The organism is Actinoplanes solisilvae, from assembly GCF_003999975.1.
Lineage (GTDB): Bacteria > Actinomycetota > Actinomycetes > Mycobacteriales > Micromonosporaceae > Actinoplanes > Actinoplanes solisilvae.
The window spans coordinates 81,087-96,937 of record NZ_RJAC01000016.1 but is presented as its reverse complement, the minus strand read 5'-3'; the positions used below and the strand labels follow the sequence as shown (position 1 = coordinate 96,937).

The 15,851-nt window shown below is 69.8% G+C and carries 11 protein-coding genes and 1 pseudogene; 5 read left to right on the top strand and 7 right to left on the bottom strand.

All coding sequences use genetic code 11. The features are described 5' to 3' along the window. The first annotated feature begins 27 nt into the window (after positions 1-27). The 3 genes from EER30_RS31580 (at position 28) to EER30_RS31570 (ending at position 1,447) form a co-directional block, all read left to right on the top strand. A complete protein-coding gene (locus EER30_RS31580; protein WP_127504302.1) occupies positions 28-375 on the top strand; it encodes a DUF2203 domain-containing protein in 348 nt (115 codons plus the stop codon). 181 nt (positions 376-556) lie between these two features. Then, positions 557-721, top strand: a complete 165-nt coding sequence (locus EER30_RS48945; RefSeq protein WP_240670418.1) for a hypothetical protein — start codon at positions 557-559, stop codon at positions 719-721. Between the two features lie 60 nt (positions 722-781). Continuing rightward, positions 782-1,447 carry a hypothetical protein gene (locus EER30_RS31570; protein WP_127504301.1) on the top strand — a complete coding sequence of 222 codons (666 nt, stop codon included), beginning with the start codon at positions 782-784 and terminating at the stop codon, positions 1,445-1,447. A gap of 9 nt (positions 1,448-1,456) precedes the next feature. Here the strand turns inward: EER30_RS31570 and EER30_RS31565 are convergent. From EER30_RS31565 to EER30_RS31555, 3 genes and pseudogenes are all read right to left on the bottom strand, one after another. Continuing rightward, positions 1,457-5,170: pseudogene (locus tag EER30_RS31565) on the bottom strand (DNA gyrase subunit A); the annotation flags it as partial. Between the two features lie 105 nt (positions 5,171-5,275). Continuing rightward, complete coding sequence (locus tag EER30_RS31560; RefSeq protein ID WP_127504299.1) at positions 5,276-7,327, bottom strand: DNA gyrase/topoisomerase IV subunit B; 2,052 nt, start codon at positions 7,325-7,327, stop codon at positions 5,276-5,278. A gap of 146 nt (positions 7,328-7,473) precedes the next feature. Then, on the bottom strand, positions 7,474-8,097 hold the full coding sequence (locus EER30_RS31555; protein WP_164842542.1) for an adenylate/guanylate cyclase domain-containing protein: 624 nt from the start codon (positions 8,095-8,097) through the stop codon (positions 7,474-7,476). Positions 8,098-8,273: 176 nt separating this feature from the next. Here EER30_RS31555 and EER30_RS31550 point away from each other — a divergent pair, with 176 nt between their 5' ends. Together EER30_RS31550 and EER30_RS31545 are read left to right on the top strand one after the other, a co-directional pair. Then, positions 8,274-11,078 carry an AAA family ATPase gene (locus EER30_RS31550; protein WP_127504298.1) on the top strand — a complete coding sequence of 935 codons (2,805 nt, stop codon included), beginning with the start codon at positions 8,274-8,276 and terminating at the stop codon, positions 11,076-11,078. A gap of 157 nt (positions 11,079-11,235) precedes the next feature. Continuing rightward, positions 11,236-12,012 (top strand): DUF5995 family protein, encoded by a 777-nt coding sequence (locus EER30_RS31545; protein ID WP_127504297.1) that lies wholly within the window; start codon positions 11,236-11,238, stop codon positions 12,010-12,012. Positions 12,013-12,016: 4 nt separating this feature from the next. Here the strand turns inward: EER30_RS31545 and EER30_RS31540 are convergent, their stop codons facing one another. The 4 genes from EER30_RS31540 to EER30_RS31525 form a co-directional block, all read right to left on the bottom strand. Next, positions 12,017-13,336: a sensor histidine kinase gene (locus EER30_RS31540; protein WP_127504296.1), complete on the bottom strand. Its 1,320-nt coding sequence runs from the start codon at positions 13,334-13,336 to the stop codon at positions 12,017-12,019. After that, a complete protein-coding gene (locus EER30_RS31535; RefSeq protein ID WP_127504295.1) occupies positions 13,329-14,018 on the bottom strand; it encodes a response regulator transcription factor in 690 nt (229 codons plus the stop codon). Before EER30_RS31535 ends, EER30_RS31540 begins: the two co-directional genes overlap by 8 nt. Positions 14,019-14,090: 72 nt before the next feature. Then, positions 14,091-15,308: an RNA polymerase sigma factor gene (locus EER30_RS31530; RefSeq protein ID WP_127504294.1), complete on the bottom strand. Its 1,218-nt coding sequence runs from the start codon at positions 15,306-15,308 to the stop codon at positions 14,091-14,093. A 4-nt stretch (positions 15,309-15,312) separates the two neighbouring features. After that, positions 15,313-15,681, bottom strand: coding sequence for a YciI family protein (locus tag EER30_RS31525; protein ID WP_127504293.1), 369 nt, complete (start codon positions 15,679-15,681; stop codon positions 15,313-15,315). Positions 15,682-15,851: the final 170 nt, after the last annotated feature.

The following is a 15,851-nucleotide window of genomic DNA, read 5'->3' as shown; positions in this document are numbered from 1 at the left end:
CGGGCCGCCCCTCGTAGGATCAACGACATGGGGTTGTTCACGGTGAGTGAGGCGCGGGACGAGCTCAAACGTCTACGCCCGGTGCTGGAAGAGATCGTGACGCTACGTGCCGACGCGGCCGAGCTGGGAGCCGGGCCGCCGACCACGCTGGGCGGCCTGCCCGAGTTCAAAGCGGTCACCGCGCGGCTCGACGAACTGTTGACCCAGGTGCAGCAGTCGGGCGCGCTGCTCAAGAGCCTCGCGCCGCTGCTGGTCGACTTCCCCTCCGACCTCGACGGCGCCGAGGTCGACCTGTGCTGGCTCGAAGGCGACAAGTCCCTCGACTGGTACCACCGCTCCGACCTGGGCTTCGCCGGCCGCCGCCGCCTCCCGTGAACCCGGCCCTCTCCCCCTCGCCCGAGGCGCTGCCCGACTGGGAGCGGATACGGGTGCTGCGCGCCGAGGCCGAGTTCGCCTCCGTCCGCAAGGACCCCAGGATCGCGTACGCCCTGTGGCTGGTTGTCGGCATCATCGGCGGCCACCGCTTCTATCTCGTGACACCGGCCGTTCGATCGCGATGCTCTTCACTCTCGGTGGCCTCGGCGTCTGGACCCTGCTGGACGTGTTCCTCGTCGGGCGGCGCGTCCGCGCGGTCAACCACGCCCGCCGCACCGCGATCATGGCCCGCCACGGCCTGATCGAGATCGCCCTTCCGCGGGGTGCGCCCGACTCCCACGCTTGAGTTCGACGGTGCCCCTCGACAAGGATTCCTGAAGTAGACAGTCATCACTACGCTGATCCCATGCGGATGAGTCCGAAGTGGTGGCTTGTGCTGCTCCTGCTCCCGTTCCCGCTGATCGGCGTCATCGACTCCTGGCAGAAGGCCGTCGCCTACGTCGTTCTGGTCACCGTCGTGGCCGGCGTCTCCTCCCTCATGCGCCACGGCATGCTTGCTCAACTGGAGCAATGGGCCACCGTCGCCGAGTGGACCCCGGTCGAAGCGACCGAGCGCGAGTGGCCGTGGCAGTCCCCCCGGCACGTCAAGGTCAAGCGCGCTTGGACCCGCGAGATCGACGGCTTGTCCGTCACTTTCGGGCTGGTCGGCTGGGAGAGCGACGCCCTCGCCGGGTCCGTCCGAAAACAGACCGGCTCGGGCACATTCGTCGTGGTACGACTACCGCACACGCAACCGTCAATGGCGCTGAGCCCGTCCGGCGACATCGTCGGCGACTCGCCCCGAGCTCACCAACCGGAGTTGCTGCAAGCTTTCCAGCGCAAGGACATCCGCGCTTGGACCGTGCGCGGTGACGAGCTGTTCACCATCGAACCGACCGGATTGCCCAACCCCTACCACGTGAAGCGCATCGTGCGACGTGCCCTGCTCGCGGTACGGCTGCTCGACCTCGGCCCAGACCTCCACCCCGGCCCGGACACGACGACCAGCATCGCGCCGGGCCTCGACGAGTGAAGCCGGTCCTCAGCCCCGTTCGATCAGGTGGCCGACGATCTGCGGGCCCATCAGCACGGCCTCGCCCGAGCCGTCGCGGCGTTCGTCGACGTCGGGCAGGTCGATCGGGTCGCCGGTGGCGCTGGCACCGACCGGGCGCGGACCCACCCAGGCCACCGTCAGGCGCGTCTCGCCCTTGAGGAACCGCTGCACCCGTACGCCGCCGGTGGCCCGGCCCTTCGCCGGGTACGACGCGAACGGCGTGACCTTGACCTGGGTGCCCGTCGATGTCACCACCATCGGTTCGCCGTGGTCGTTGTCGGCCGTGATCACCACGTTGAACGAGATCACCTCGGCGTCGGCCGACAGGTTGATGCCCGCCATGCCACCGCCCTTGAGGCCCTGCGGCCGCACGTTCTTGGCCGGGAAACGCAGCATCGACGCGTCGGACGTGACGAACGCGAACGACTCGGAGCCGTCGGTCAGCCAGGTGGCCTGCAGAACCTCGTCGCCGTCCTTGAGCGTGATCACCTCGAACTCGTCGGAACGCACCGGCCACTCGGGGGCGCACACCTTGACCACGCCGTGCCGGGTGCCCATCGCGATGCCGGGCGAGTCGCCCGCGGCCAGCGGGGCCAGGCCGACGACCCGCTCCCCCTTCTCGAGCGGGATCAGCTCGGACGCCGACATGCCGCCCCGCACCGACACCGTGCCGGACTGTTCAGGCAGCACCGGCAACGGCAACACGTCGGTCTTGAACGCCCGCCCCTGGTTGGTGACCAGCAGGATGCGCCCGCGCGCGGTCGAGTGGATCACGGCCCGGACGGCGTCGTGCTTCACCCGGCCCGAGCGGCGACGGGCCTCGGTGGCCTCCTCGCTCTCGGCCGCGGTGCGCGCGATCAGCCCGGTGGCCGACAGGATCACCTGGCACGGGTCGTCGGCGACCTCGAGCGGTCCGGCCGGCGCCGACGCGGCCAGCACCTCCTTGAGGTCACCGTCGATCAGCGTCGTGCGCCGGGGCGCGCTGAACTCGCTCGCCACCGCAGCCAGCTCGTCAGAGACGACCTGCTTGAGCACATCTTCGTTGTCGAGAATGCGGGAGAGCTCGGCGATCTCGGCGTTCAGGCGTTCCTGCTCGGTCTCGAGCTCGATGCGGTCGAACCGCGTGAGGCGCCGCAGCGGCGTGTCGAGGATGTAGGTCGCCTGGATGTCGCTGAGGCCGAACTCCTCCATCAGCGATGCCTTGGCCGCGGCCGCGTCGTCGCTGCCCCGGATGATCGCGACCACCCGGTCGATGTCGATCAGCGCGATCAGCAGACCGTCGACCAGGTGCAGGCGGTCCTGACGCCTGGTGCGGCGGAACTCGGTGCGCCGGGTGACGACCTCGTAGCGGTGCTGGACGAAGACCTCGAGCAGCGCCTTGAGACCCAGCGTCTGGGGCTGGCCGTCGAGCAGCACCAGGTTGTTGATGCCGAACGACGACTCGAGCGGGGTCAGCCGGTAGAGGTCGGCCAGCAGGGCCTGCGGATTCACGCCGACCTTGCACTCGATGACCAGCCGCGTGCCGTGCTCACGGTCGGTGAGGTCTTTGACGTCGGCGATGCCCACGAGCCGGGCCGGCTGACGCTGACCGCGCTTCGGGCCCGAGACGATGAGCTTGCCCTTCACCTCGTCGGTGATCGCCTCGATGATCTTCTCGGTGCCGACCCCGTAGGGAAGCTCGGTCACCGTGATCGCTTGGCGCCCACGGCCACCCTCGAGCAGCCCGGTCTGAGCCCGGGCCCGCATGCGTACGACACCACGCCCGGTCTCATAAGCGCGCCGTACTTCGTCGAGCCCGAGCAGTTGCCCGCCGGTCGGCAGGTCGGGGCCGGGCACGAAGCGCATCAGCGCGTCGAGGTCAGCCTCGGGATTGGTGATCAGGTGCCGCGCCGCCGCCACGACCTCACCGAGGTTGTGCGGAATCATGTTGGTCGCCATGCCGACCGCGATGCCCGAGGTGCCGTTGACCAGCAGGTTCGGGAACGCCGCGGGCAGCACCCGGGGCTCCACATCGGACCCGTCGTAGGTCGGCTTGAAGTCGACCGTGCCCTCGCCCAGCTCCCCGACCAGCAGCATCGACTCCCGAGACATTCGCGCCTCGGTGTTGTGATTGATGAACCCGCCCGCGAGGAAGGAGTGATCCTCGGAGAGGGCACGTACGGAGTAGACCTCGGCCGGCTCGCACTCCTCGACAGCGGTGACCTTCTCGAACCGGTAACCGGAGTCCATGATCGGCATGATCGTCGCGAGAACTTCAGGATCCTTGATCCGGTCGATGATCCGGAGACGCTCCGTCTCCCACCGCTCCACCCGGTCGAAATTATGCTGAGTGAGCCAGGTCCGGCCGCTGCCCCGCCGGTCGAAATCAAGAGCGGAACGGACGTAGTCAGCGACGAAGGGAACGTGATCCTTGCTCAGTCGATGAGCCCGCAGTGGCGAACGGCGGAGCAACTCCGTCAGACGGCGTTGCTTGCTCTGCAGAAAGCCGACCCGCTCGGCGAACGCCCGGACATTGCGCAGACCCGAGATGACCAGCCGGTGCTCTTCCGCACCGCTGGGACGGAAATATGACCGGTGTACCGCCACAACGCCGAACTCGGCCAGCAGCTCTTGAAGATCCCGGACGAGAGAAGCGCTGTAGCTCGAGTACTGGACGGTAAAGCCGTCTCCAGCATCACGACAGCCGCCGTCCCCCTCGAACACTGCCATGAGGAAGGCGCGTTTGACGCCGAGACCGGCCTTCCAGACAAATTCCGGAACGACCTTGTCGCGTGCCTGATGCCCGATAAATTCAGCCAGGGGAGACATGCGGAACGCGTCCATGCCGCCGCCGTATTCCTGGATGTCGATTTCGCGGATCAGTTTGCGATCGACCTTGGTCTGCCGCTCCGCGACGTAACGGCGACCACCGATGAGATGGTCGTAGGCGAACAGAACCTCATTGAAGAAGTGCTCGTCCGTGTTGTTGAAGCCAGCCCGGGTGCTGTTCGCCCAGCCCTCCGAGGCCCAGGCACCGGCCAGAACACCGAGCATGTATTCCCGGGCAGTCGGGATCACCTGCGTCCAGGCATGCCGGGCGACACATACGACCGTCCCGGGTTTGATCTCGTCGAGCTGCTTCCACTGGAAGATCGGTACACCTAGGGGCGCTTCGAGACACAGGACCGGGTGATTCTGCGTGCCGCGCAGCGAGAATCCCGATTTGGTCACGATCCGCACCGTCGGGTGGATTCCCGAGTTGAACACTTTATCGACCCGGACGGCCTTACCGTCTTTGTCGAGAACCTCGATATCGACGTCCGCCTCGGTGTCGCGGCCGAGCGGAACGAGATCCGAAATGCGAGGCGAGGAGCCGTCCGCGAGCCGAATCCTAGTGTCCGCGGTGACGCAGTACCTTGCGGCAGCCGGGCCGTCGTCTGGAGATCCGAAGTTGCCGTGCCCGTCGATGAGCGGGGCGTTGAGCGAGAAATCCTGGGCCAGGCGGACGAGGGCGTCGTAGATCGCCACGTCGCCGTGCGGATGGTACTTGCCCATCACGTCGCCGACGACCCGGGCCGACTTCACGTAGGCCCGGTCGGGGCGGTGGCCCTGCTCGGACATCGACCACAGGATGCGGCGGTGGACGGGTTTGAGGCCGTCGCGCGCGTCGGGCAGGGCGCGCGAGTGGATGACCGAATAGGCGTACTCCAGGTAGGAGTCTTCGACCTCGGTCGTCAGCGGGTTGTCGATGACGCGGGCGCCGGCCTGATCGAAGGCGGAGAGGTCGACGCGGTTGTCGGTGTTCTTACGGCGTGCCATCAAAGCCTCTCAGGCGTCGATCGTCTCTTGGTCGATGCGGCCCGCCGCCTCGATCAGCCAGTTCTTCCGGGGCTCGACGCGCTCGCCCATCAGCAGCTCGAGGGTGGCCTCGGCGCGCTCGGCGTCGTCGATCGTGATGCGCCGGACCGTGCGGGTGGCCGGGTTCATGGTCGTGTCCCAGAGCTCGTCGGCGTCCATCTCGCCGAGGCCCTTGAACCGGCTGACCGGCTTGTTCACCGTCTTGCCGCCGCGCTCGAGCCGGGCGACGGTCGACTCCATCTCCTGCTGGGTGTAGGTGAAGATCGTCTCGGAGTTGCGGCCCTTGGTGACGACCTTGTGCAGCGGGGGCATGGCGGCGAAGAGACGGCCCTGCTCGATGACCGGGCGCATGTACTTCGCGAACAGGGTGATCAGCAGCGTGCGGATGTGGGAGCCGTCAACGTCGGCGTCCGCCATGATCATGACGCGGCCGTAGCGCATCGAGCCGAGCTCGAAGGTGCGCCCCGAGCCGGCCCCGAGCACCTGCACGATCGCCGAGCACTCGGCGTTGTCGAGCACCTGCTGCAGCGATGCCTTCTGCACGTTGAGGATCTTGCCGCGGATGGGGAGAAGAGCCTGGTATTCGGAGCTTCGTGCCATTCGCGCGGTGCCGAGCGCGCTGTCACCCTCGACGATGTAGATCTCGGAGCGGGCAATGCCGGTGGCGCGGCAGTCGACCAGCTTGGGCGGCATCGACGCGCCCTCGAGGGCGGTCTTGCGGCGGGCCGCGTCCTTCTGCTGCTTCTGGGTCAGGCGGACGCGGGCGGCGTCGACGACCTTCTGCAGCACCGTGCGGGCTTCGGCCTTGGTCTTGCGGTCGTCGATCCAGGCCTTGATGTGGGCCTCGACCAGGCCCTGCATGACCCGGGTGATGCCGGCGGTGGAGAGCTCGTCCTTGGTCTGCGACGTGAACTGGGGCTCGGGGACGCGCACGTGGATAACGGCGGTCATGCCCTCGAGCAGGTCGTCGAGGACGGGCGGGTCTTCCTTGGGCTTGAGCAGGCCGCGCGTGTTGCGGATGGCCTCGGTGAGCGCGCGTACGAGGGCGCGTTCGAAGCCCTTGCGGTGGGTGCCGCCGTGCACGTTGCGGATCGTGTTGGTGAACGACTCGATCGTGCGCTCGTAGCCGGTGCCCCAGCGGAAGGCGATCTCGACCTCGGCGCGGCGCTCGACGTTGGACTGCATCACGCCGTTGGCGTCGGCCGCGTTCTCCTTGTAGGTGCCCTCGCCGTTGATCAGCAGGATGCCGGAGACGGGCTTGTCACCCGCGTGGGTGAGGAACTCGACCATGTCGCTGAGACCGTGCGGGAAGTGGAAGGTCTCGTTCGTGGTCTCTTCGGCGGTCTCGTCACGCAGCGTGTACATCACGCCGGGGACGAGGAACGCCGTGTTGCGGAGCTTGGCGCGGACGGCGTCGACGTCGAGCTTGGCGCCGGTCTCGAAGTAGCGGGCGTCGTACCAGTAGCGGATGGACGTGCCGGTGGACTCGCCGCGCTTCATGCGGCGGACGATGCGCAGGCCGGACTCGGGGTGGAACCGGTCCTGCGGGCCGGGGCCGTCGAAGGAGCCGGGCACGCCGCGCTGGAACGAGAGCTCGTGGACCTTGCCGTCGCGCTTGACGGTGACGTCGAAGCGCAGCGCCAGCGCGTTCACGGCGGACGCGCCGACGCCGTGCAGGCCGCCGGAGGTCTTGTAGCCGGAGCCGCCGAACTTGCCGCCGGCGTGCAGACGGGTGAGCACCAGCTCGACACCGTTCATGCCGGACTTGGCGTTGATGTCGGTCGGGATGCCCCGGCCGTCATCGTCGATCTGCACGGAACCGTCGCTGTGCAGAATCACCGCCACCTTGGCGGCATGGCCTCCGACTCCCTCGTCGGTGGCGTTGTCGATGATCTCGTTGGCGAGGTGGTTGACGCCTCGGCTGTCGGTCGAGCCGATATACATGCCCGGGCGTTTCCGGACGGCGTCCAGCCCCTCCAGGTGCGTGAGGTCATCGGCCCCGTACAGGATCTCCGCGGTCACTGCGTGGCACTCCCGATCGGCCCAGGTGGTGGTCAGGTCGCGGCGAGCCTACCGGGCGCCTCCGACACTTCTCGTCAACCGAGCCGGGAGGGCCTACCTCTGAACCGGATGATACGGGCAAAAGATACGGTTCGTGAGGTACGACACTAGGCCGCCATCGCCCAGCGGAAATCTTCCGCGGGTACGGTCTGCGGCTGCAACGCGCGGTAGAGGTCCAGCGGACGCGGCTTGCCCGAGACTCGTACGGGCGGAAGCTCTTGATAGGCGATGAGTTCGTCGGTGGCCTCGCGGGTGCGGGAACAGACCACGACGGTGTCATGAGGCGCGTACGCCTGCAGACGCGCCGCGGTGTTGACCACGCTCCCGCTGATCATCCCGTGCCCGAAGTCGCGGGTCGCGGGAACGTCGACGATCACGTCGCCGGTCGCGAGCCCGACCCGGGTGCGGACGGCGAACCTGCCGGCCAGAAGTTGCCCCCTCAACGCCTCCTGAACCGACAGGCCCACCCGCACCGCCGAGGCGGCCGCCTGTGCGCCGAAGCCGGACGGGCCGGTGCCGAACACCGCCATCACCGCGTCCCCGACGTATTTCTCCACCACTCCGCCGCCCGTGCGCACCACGTCGGACACGATGCCGAAGTAGTCGCGCTGCAGGGCGCGGATCACCGCGCAGTCCAGGTCGTCGACCAGGGAGGTGAAGCCCACGATGTCGATGAAGAGGACGGTGACGGTCTGACGCCGCTCCTGCTCCGCCATAGCGATTGCGGTCATGTCTTCACGCTCCCCCAGGTCACTGTCGTGCTCCGGGAGAACGGTGCCAGCCGCAGTCCAATAACGGATCTGCAGAACGACGTATCTCCGACACACACAGGCCCGTCACTCATGTGACGGAGAACAGACCGAACCGCCGACAACGGGAGAGGTCGATGGGCACTAGGGTGACCTTCATGGCCAGCGACGAGGACGAGGGCCCACTTGTCGGACGCGCCGACACGTTGACCCAGGTCCAGTCCGACCTGCACAACGCGGGCCCGGGTGGAACGTCCGCGGTGTTCGTCACCGGGGAGAGCGGGGTGGGCAAGAGCCGCCTGCTGCGCGAGACCGCCTCGGCGATGCGCGACGCGGGTTTCGCCGTGCTGTCCGGCACCTGTCTCGACATCGGTGACGCCTCGCCGTTGCATCCCGTTCTGCAGGCCCTGCGCCAGTTGGACCACAGTGTGCAGCCGGCCGGTGACGCGGGCGCGCTCCTCGACCGGGTTTCGCAGGATCTGCGCGAGGTGGCCGGCGATCGCCGCCTGCTGCTCGTGCTCGACGATCTGCAGTGGGCCGACCGCAGCACCCGTCAACTCCTTCTCTATCTGCTGGCCGGCCTGGGCGACGTGCGCATCGCTGTGCTGGCCGCCGTGCGCGCCGAGGCCCTGCAGGGCGCTCACCCGCTGCGCAAGGTGCTGGCCGAGCTGCGCCGCCTCCGTTCCGTTCGGGTCGTCGACCTGGCCCCGCTCGACCGCGACCAGACCGTCGAGCTGGTCACCGCGATCACCGGCGGCCGCATCGAACCCGAGGACGCCGACCGGGTCCACAAGCGCAGCGGCGGCAACCCGTTCGTGGCCGAGGAGCTGGCCCGCGACCTGCGCGACGGCCGGGTCGAGCTGTCCGACACGCTGCGCGAGATCTTCCTGGCCCGGGTCGACGAGCTGCCCGCCAACGCCCACTCGGTGGTCAACGCGATCGCCGCCGGGGTCGAGCCGGTCGGTCACGCGGTGCTGGCCAAGGTCGTGCCGCTGCCCGAGCCCGAGCTGATCGAGGCGATCCGGGCCGCGGTCGCGCACCGGTTCGTGGCCAGCGCCGACGACGGCTACCGCCTGCGGCACCGGCTGGTCGCCGAGATCCTGGCCGGCGAGGTGCTCCCGGCCGAGGCCGCGGCCCTGCACCGCCGGTTCGGCGAGGCGCTCGAGTCGGCCGGCGGCGCACCCGACCACGCTCGCCTGGCCCACCACTGGCAGCGCGCCGGCGAACCGGTGCGCGCGCTGCCGTCGGTGGTCGCCGCGGCCCGCTGCGCCGAGGAGCTCTACGGCTTCACCGAGGCCCACCGGCACTGGTCGACCGCGCTCGAACTGACCACCGACGACGTGCCCGAACGCACCGAGCTGCTGGCCCACGCGGCCGAGTCGGCCCACCACTGCGGCGAGCACCAGCTCGCCCTGACCCGGCTCGACGAGCTGTCCCGCCGCGCCGACGCGCCCGGCCAGTGCGAGCTGCATCTGCGCCGCGCTCGTTACCTGGCCGCGGCCGGGCGCACGGCCACCGCCGAGGCCGAGTACGAGCGCGCCCTCGAGGCGGCCGACTGCACCCCGCGTCAGCGCGCCTCGGCCGCCGCGTTCCTGGCCGAACTGCTGCTTCACCTGGGTCGTTACGCCGACGCGAACGCCCGCGCCCACGACGCGCTCGAGATGGCCGAGGTCAACGGCTCCACCGCGGATCTCGTACGGGCCAGCGCCGCTCTCGGTTTCAGCGCCGCGTTCCGGGAAGATCCCGATGCCGGGCTGGCCGTCATCCGGCACGCGGTCGAGATCGCCGAGCGCAGCGGCCGGCCCGACGAGCTGGGCGTCGCCTATCTGCACCTGGCCGAGCTGCTGACCGGCCCGCTCAACAACATCGAGGAGGGAGTGCTGGTCGCCCGCCGTGGTGCGGAGCGGCTGGCCTCGCTCGGGGCCGGCCGCACCTACCGCACCCGTCTTCTCGCCATCGCCGCCAACGGCCTGTTCCGGGTCGGACAGTGGGCCGAGGCCGACGCCGTGCTGGCCGACGCGATGCGGCACCGCCCGTCCGGCGCCGACGCGGTCGAGCTGCTGCTGGCCCGCTGCCGGCTGTGGGTCGGTTTCGGCGACCTCGACGCGGCCCACCGCGACCTCGACGCGGTCGCGACCCTGCTGGCCGGCGGCGGCGCCAAGCACGTGCTGCCGATGCTCACCCTGCGCGCGGGCCTGGCGATGTGGCAGGGCCGGCACGCCGAGGCGCGGGCGGCGGTGCAGCGCGGCCTCACCGAGACCCGCTCCGACGACCTCATGCTGATCGGCATCCTGGCCTGGCACGGGCTGCGCGCCGAGGCCGAGGCCCACGCGGCCGGGCAGCCGGTCGATCCGGGAGCGCTGCGCCGGCTCAAGGTCGCCGTCGAACGCATGGCGGCCGGGGTCGGGAACGCGGCCGCGCCGGTGCGCGCGGTCATCGGCGGCTATCTCGACCTGTGCGCGGCCGAGATCAGCCGCATCGAAGACCGGCAAGACCCCGCGCCCTGGGCGAAGGCGGCCACCACCTGGGACAAGCGCCGGCAGCCCTACCCGGCGGCCTATTCGCGGCTGCGGCAGGCCGAGGCCGCGCTGCAGCGCCGCGTCCGGAAGGCGGTGGCGATCGAGGCTCTTCGGGAGGCGTACGCGACGGCGACCGCGATGGGCGCCCGGCCGTTCGCCGCCGAGATCGTCGCGGTTGCCCAGCGCTACAAGGTGCCGCTCGCCGACGACGTGGACACCGTGCCGATGGCTTCTCCTTCTGCTCGACCGGACGAGCTCGGCCTGCTCACGACCAGGGAGCGTGAGGTGCTGGCCGCGCTGGCCGAGGGGCTGACCAACCGCGAGATCGGTGAGCTCTTGTTCATCAGCGAGCGCACGGTCGGCGTGCACGTCGGGCACATCTTCGACAAGCTCCAGGTCCGCACCCGCGTACAGGCGAGCCGGGTTTACCTGACCGCGGCGTGACCTTTTCGTTATCTACGTAGCCGCTGATAAGTAGTTCTACCGATCCGTACGTAGGTCTGCTTTTGGAAGTCTCTGCGTACGGGGGAGCACCGCCCGGAAGCCACCGCTTCCGGGCGGTGCTAGGGGGCCCTCCACCGAGCTCCATGGAGGAAAGCCGATGAACCAGTCGGTCTGGGGACCTGCGCAACGGGAGATGACCGATCTCCTGCGGGACCACCCCGACGACGTCCCCGCCGTGGTCGACCAGCTCAAGGCGCTCCAGCAGATCCTTGGCCAGGTGCCGCCGCTGCTGGGCGAGAACCCGCTGTGCGACTTCAACAAGCTCTATCTCACCATCACCGAGGGTGTGCTCGAGCGGCTCTACGCCGGCCGGTTCAAAGATCCGGCGTTCCTGTCCCGGCTCGACGTCGAGTTCGCGGGGCGTTACTTCGACGCGCTGCGGGCCTGGGCCGGCGCCGGGGCGAGCCCTCGCTGTCCCGAGGTGTGGGCCGCCCTGTTCCAGCGCATTCCGGGGCCCGACTGCCGTCCGCTGCCGTCGGCCTGCGCCGGGGTCAACGCGCACATCAACTACGACCTCCCGTTCGCGCTGGTCACGACGTTCGACCACCTCGGCACCGACCCGATAGACGACAGCGATCAGCACCACGACTATCTCGAGATCAACGAGATCTTCGCCGAGGCGATCCCGGGGCTGCGCCGCGGTTACCTCGAGAAGTGGCAGCTGCTGATCGACACGATGAACGGGCGCCTGGACGACTGGTGGCAGGGCGAAGCGGTCGAATACACCCGGAACGTGGCGTGGCGCAATGCCCAGAAGCTTTGGGGCGTACGCCATGACATGCGGGCCACCGACCAAGAGCGGGCGGGTCTCGACCGTACGGCGGCGGGGCTCAACAAGTTGCTGCTCTCACCACTCGGGGCGTTCCTGCAGTGAGCTTTCACCGATCGGGGCGCTCGGGCAGCTCGATGGTGAACATGGCACCGCCCTCTGGGGCGTGACCTGCGGTGATGCGGCCGCCTAGGCGGGTCACCAGCCGGGCGGCGAGGGCCAGGCCGAGGCCGCTGCCGACCTTGCGGACGCCCTTGTACCGGCGGTTGAGCGCGCCCCGGTCGAAGGCCACCGCCAGGTCTTCGTCGGTGAAACCGGGGCCGCCGTCGCGCACCTCGATCACGCCCGGTTCGCGCACAGCCAGGATCAACGGCTGTCCCGCGGGCACGACCCGCAACGCGTTCTCGCCGAGGCCGTCGATCACCTGCCGGATGCGGCCCGGATCGGTCCGCACCACCACGGGATGGTCGGGCAGCTCGGTCCGTACCGCCAGGCCGCCGCGGCTCGCCCACGCCTCGCCGGCCGCCGCGACCAGCTCGACCAGGTCGACCGGGACGACGTCGAGCGGCAGGTCGGCGGCCTCGAGCCGGGAGAGGACGAGCAGGTCGGAGATGAGCCGGTCCAGCCGTTCGGCCTCGGCCAGCATGGTCGCGCCGGCCTTCTCGGTCTCGCCCGGCCCGACCACACCGTCGGCGATCGCCTCGGCATAGCCGCGCAGCGTGGCCAGGGGCGTACGCAGCTCATGGGAGACGGACAGCAGGAACTCCCGCTCCCGGCCCTCGCTGACCTGCAACGCGCTGGCCAACTGGTTGACCGCGTCGGCCAGCTCGGCGGCCTCGGCCGGACCGCCACGGGCGATGCGCACCGACCGGTCCCCCGCCGACAGCCGGGTCGCGGCGGCCGCGGCCAGCCGGATCGGCCGGGCGATGAACCGGGCCAGCAGAGCCCCGGCCAGGATGCCGCCGAGCAGACCGGCGAGCAGGGCGATCCACACCGTGCCGAGGACCCGTCCGGCCGTGTTCGAAGCGACGGCGCGGGTCAGCACGACCCCACTGTTCACGCCGGACAGTGGACGGCCCGCGATGAACGACGGCGTGCCGGCGACCGGGCCGCGGGTGTCGACGAGCGCTCCCCGGGCGACCTGCCGCACCACCCGCTCGGGCAGTCCCGGCTGGTCGACTGCGCCACGGCGGATCAGATAGACCTCGATGCCGTCGCGGCGCAGCGACGTGACGATGCGTTCGCGGGCGGCCTGCCGTTCGGTGGCGAGCAGCTCGACGGCGAGCGCGCTCTTCTCAAGCAGCTCGGCCCGCAACTGCGTGTTGACCGAGCGGACCGCGACGGGTACGGCCACCAGCGCGGTGATGAACACCGAGATGACGGCGGTGGCGACCGTGACGAGCACGACGCGGCTGGTCAGGCTACGCATCGGCGGTGTACCCGATGCCCCGGACGGTGCGGATCAGCGAAGCGGCCCCGCCCAGCTTGGCGCGCACCTGGGCGACGTGCACATCGACCGTACGGGTTCCGGCCGCGGACGCGTACCCCCAGACGCCGGCCAGCAGCTCCTCCCGCGTGAAGACCCGTCCGGGGCGGGCCACGAGGTGTCCGAGCAGGTCGAACTCGGTCGGGGTGAGCGACAGCGGACGGCCGTCGACGGTGGCCTCCCGGCGCGCGGGGTCAAGCCGTACGGGACCGAGGGTCTTCACTCGCTCGCCGTCGGGCGGGCCGGCGGCGCGTCTCAGCAGGGCGCGGACCCGGGTGACCAGCTCGCGAGGGCTGAACGGCTTGGTCACATAGTCGTCGGCGCCCAGCTCGAGCCCGAGAATGCGGTCGACCTCGTCGTCACGCGCGGTGAGCAGGATGACCGGCGTCCAGTCACCGTCGGCCCGCAGCCGCCGCACGATCTCGGTGCCCTCAAGGCCAGGCAACGCGATGTCGACGATGCACGCGACGGGCCGCAGCCGGCGCGCGGCGGAGAGACCGGCGGCGCCGTCGTGCTCGACGTGCACACCGAAGCCGTCCCGGCTCAGGTAGAGGCGCACCAGGTCGGCGATGGGGCGCTCGTCCTCGATCACGAGAACAAGCCCCTTGGTGGGGGCGTCGGTCACCGCACCATCATGCCGCCGCCGATCGTGCGCCAGTGTTCGGGCAATGTAAGGGCTTGCCGCTCGGGCCGCACGTCAGCGGGACGTAAGGACCGCCCGGCTGGTGAGATAGCGCTGCTCGGGGGCGCTGGTGGTCAGCCGGGCTGCTTCGAGGTAGGCCTCGCGGGCCTCCTCGGCGAAGCCGGCCTGATCGAGCAGGTGAGCGCGGACGGCGGCCAGCCGATGGTTGCCGGTCATCCGCTCGTCACCGGCCAGGTCGGCGATCGCGGCCAGCCCGGCGAGTGGCCCCTGGGTGCGGGCGACGGCGACGGCCCGGTTGAGCGTGACGATCGGGCCCGGCGAGATCTTCTCGAGCACCTCGTAGAGCGCGAGGATCTGCCGCCAGTCGGTGCCGGCGTCGTCCGGGGCCTCGTCGTGCAGCGCGGCGATCGCGGCCTGCACCTGGTAGGGCCCGAGCGCCCCGCGACCGAGCGTGGCCGAGACCAGCGCGACGCCTTCGGTGATCCGCTCCTTGCTCCACAGTGCACGATCCTGCCGGTCGAGCGGCACGAGCTCACCGTTCGCCGTGGTGCGGGCCGCCCGTCGCGCATCGGTGAGCAGCATCAACGCGAGCAGCCCGGCCGTCTCGTGATCCCCCGGAACCAGCTCGCGCAGCATCCGCGTCAGCCGGATCGCCTCACCGGTCAACTCGGCCCGCTGCAGCTCCGGCCCACCACTCGCCGTGTACCCCTCATTGAAGATCAAATACAGGACCTGCCGTACGACCCTCAAGCGCTCGGCCCGTTCGGAGCCCGGCGCAGGTGGCGGAAAGTCGTGCCCGCTCTTACGGATCGTCTGCTTGGCCCGGCTGATCCGCTGAGCCATGGTCGTCTCGGGGACGAGGAAAGCCGCCGCGATCTCGGCCGTGGTGAGGCCGCCGACCGCGCGCAGGGTGAGCGCGAGCTGCGACGGCGGCGACAACGACGGATGCGCGCAGAGAAACAGCAGGGCAAGGGTGTCGTCCCGGTCGGAGACATCACCGCTGACCGTGGCGTCGACGTCGGCGGCCTCCCGGCGCCGCCGGGCACTGTCACTGCGGAACTCGTCAACCAGCCGCCGGGTCGCCACCGAGATCAGCCAGGCCCGCGGATTGGCCGGCGTCCCCTCCCGCGGCCACTGAACGGCCGCGGCCAGGAGCGCTTCCTGCACGGCATCCTCAGCCGCGTCGAACTGCCCGTAACGTCGGACAAGCACCCCCAGCACCTGCGGCGCCAGCTCCCGCAACACCGAGTCGAGCGCCTTCGGCTCACTCATCCCCTCATTCCTCGTCGTAGTCCGGCGGGCCGTCCGGAACCTGGCGCAGTTCGACCTTGCGGGCCCAGAAGGCGACCCGCCCGGCCAGCTCGACCGCCCGCTCCTCCCCCGGCACGTCGAAGATCCAGAACCCGGCCAGCGACTCCTTGGACTCCGCATAGGGCCCGTCGGTGACCGCGACCTGCCCGTCCTCGTAGCTGACCGTCTTGGCGCTCGACGGAAACGCCAGCCCGTAGGCGTGAACCAGCTCGCCGGTCTTGGTGAGCTCGGCGTTGAAATCGTCCATGAACGTCAGCATGTCCCGCACCCAGGCCGGGTCGGCCGCCGCCGCCATCTCCCCGCCGTCACCGAACATCATCAGGATGTACTTCATCTTGAACCCCCTGGTCGTTGCTACGTGTCGCCTCCTGGTCGGAGCCGTCCGGCCGTTCTCGACATCCCACCCGAGATTCTTTTCGAACGGAACAGTCACCGCATCCACGAGCCACTCGGAGAACGCTCTCCCACAATCGCGTGCCGACATCCCGCGTCGGTCCGTGATGT

What these genes read in the sequence shown, in the direction of transcription:
- EER30_RS31580 (WP_127504302.1), top strand. Translation starts at nt 28, where the DNA reads ATGGGGTTGTTCACGGTGAGTGAGGCGCGGGACGAGCTCAAACGTCTA.
- EER30_RS48945 (WP_240670418.1), top strand. Translation starts at nt 557, where the DNA reads ATGCTCTTCACTCTCGGTGGCCTCGGCGTCTGGACCCTGCTGGACGTG.
- EER30_RS31570 (WP_127504301.1), top strand. Translation starts at nt 782, where the DNA reads ATGCGGATGAGTCCGAAGTGGTGGCTTGTGCTGCTCCTGCTCCCGTTC.
- EER30_RS31555 (WP_164842542.1), bottom strand. Translation starts at nt 8,097, where the DNA reads ATGACCGCAATCGCTATGGCGGAGCAGGAGCGGCGTCAGACCGTCACC.
- EER30_RS31550 (WP_127504298.1), top strand. Translation starts at nt 8,274, where the DNA reads ATGGCCAGCGACGAGGACGAGGGCCCACTTGTCGGACGCGCCGACACG.
- EER30_RS31545 (WP_127504297.1), top strand. Translation starts at nt 11,236, where the DNA reads ATGAACCAGTCGGTCTGGGGACCTGCGCAACGGGAGATGACCGATCTC.
- EER30_RS31540 (WP_127504296.1), bottom strand. Translation starts at nt 13,336, where the DNA reads ATGCGTAGCCTGACCAGCCGCGTCGTGCTCGTCACGGTCGCCACCGCC.
- EER30_RS31530 (WP_127504294.1), bottom strand. Translation starts at nt 15,308, where the DNA reads ATGAGTGAGCCGAAGGCGCTCGACTCGGTGTTGCGGGAGCTGGCGCCG.
- EER30_RS31525 (WP_127504293.1), bottom strand. Translation starts at nt 15,681, where the DNA reads ATGAAGTACATCCTGATGATGTTCGGTGACGGCGGGGAGATGGCGGCG.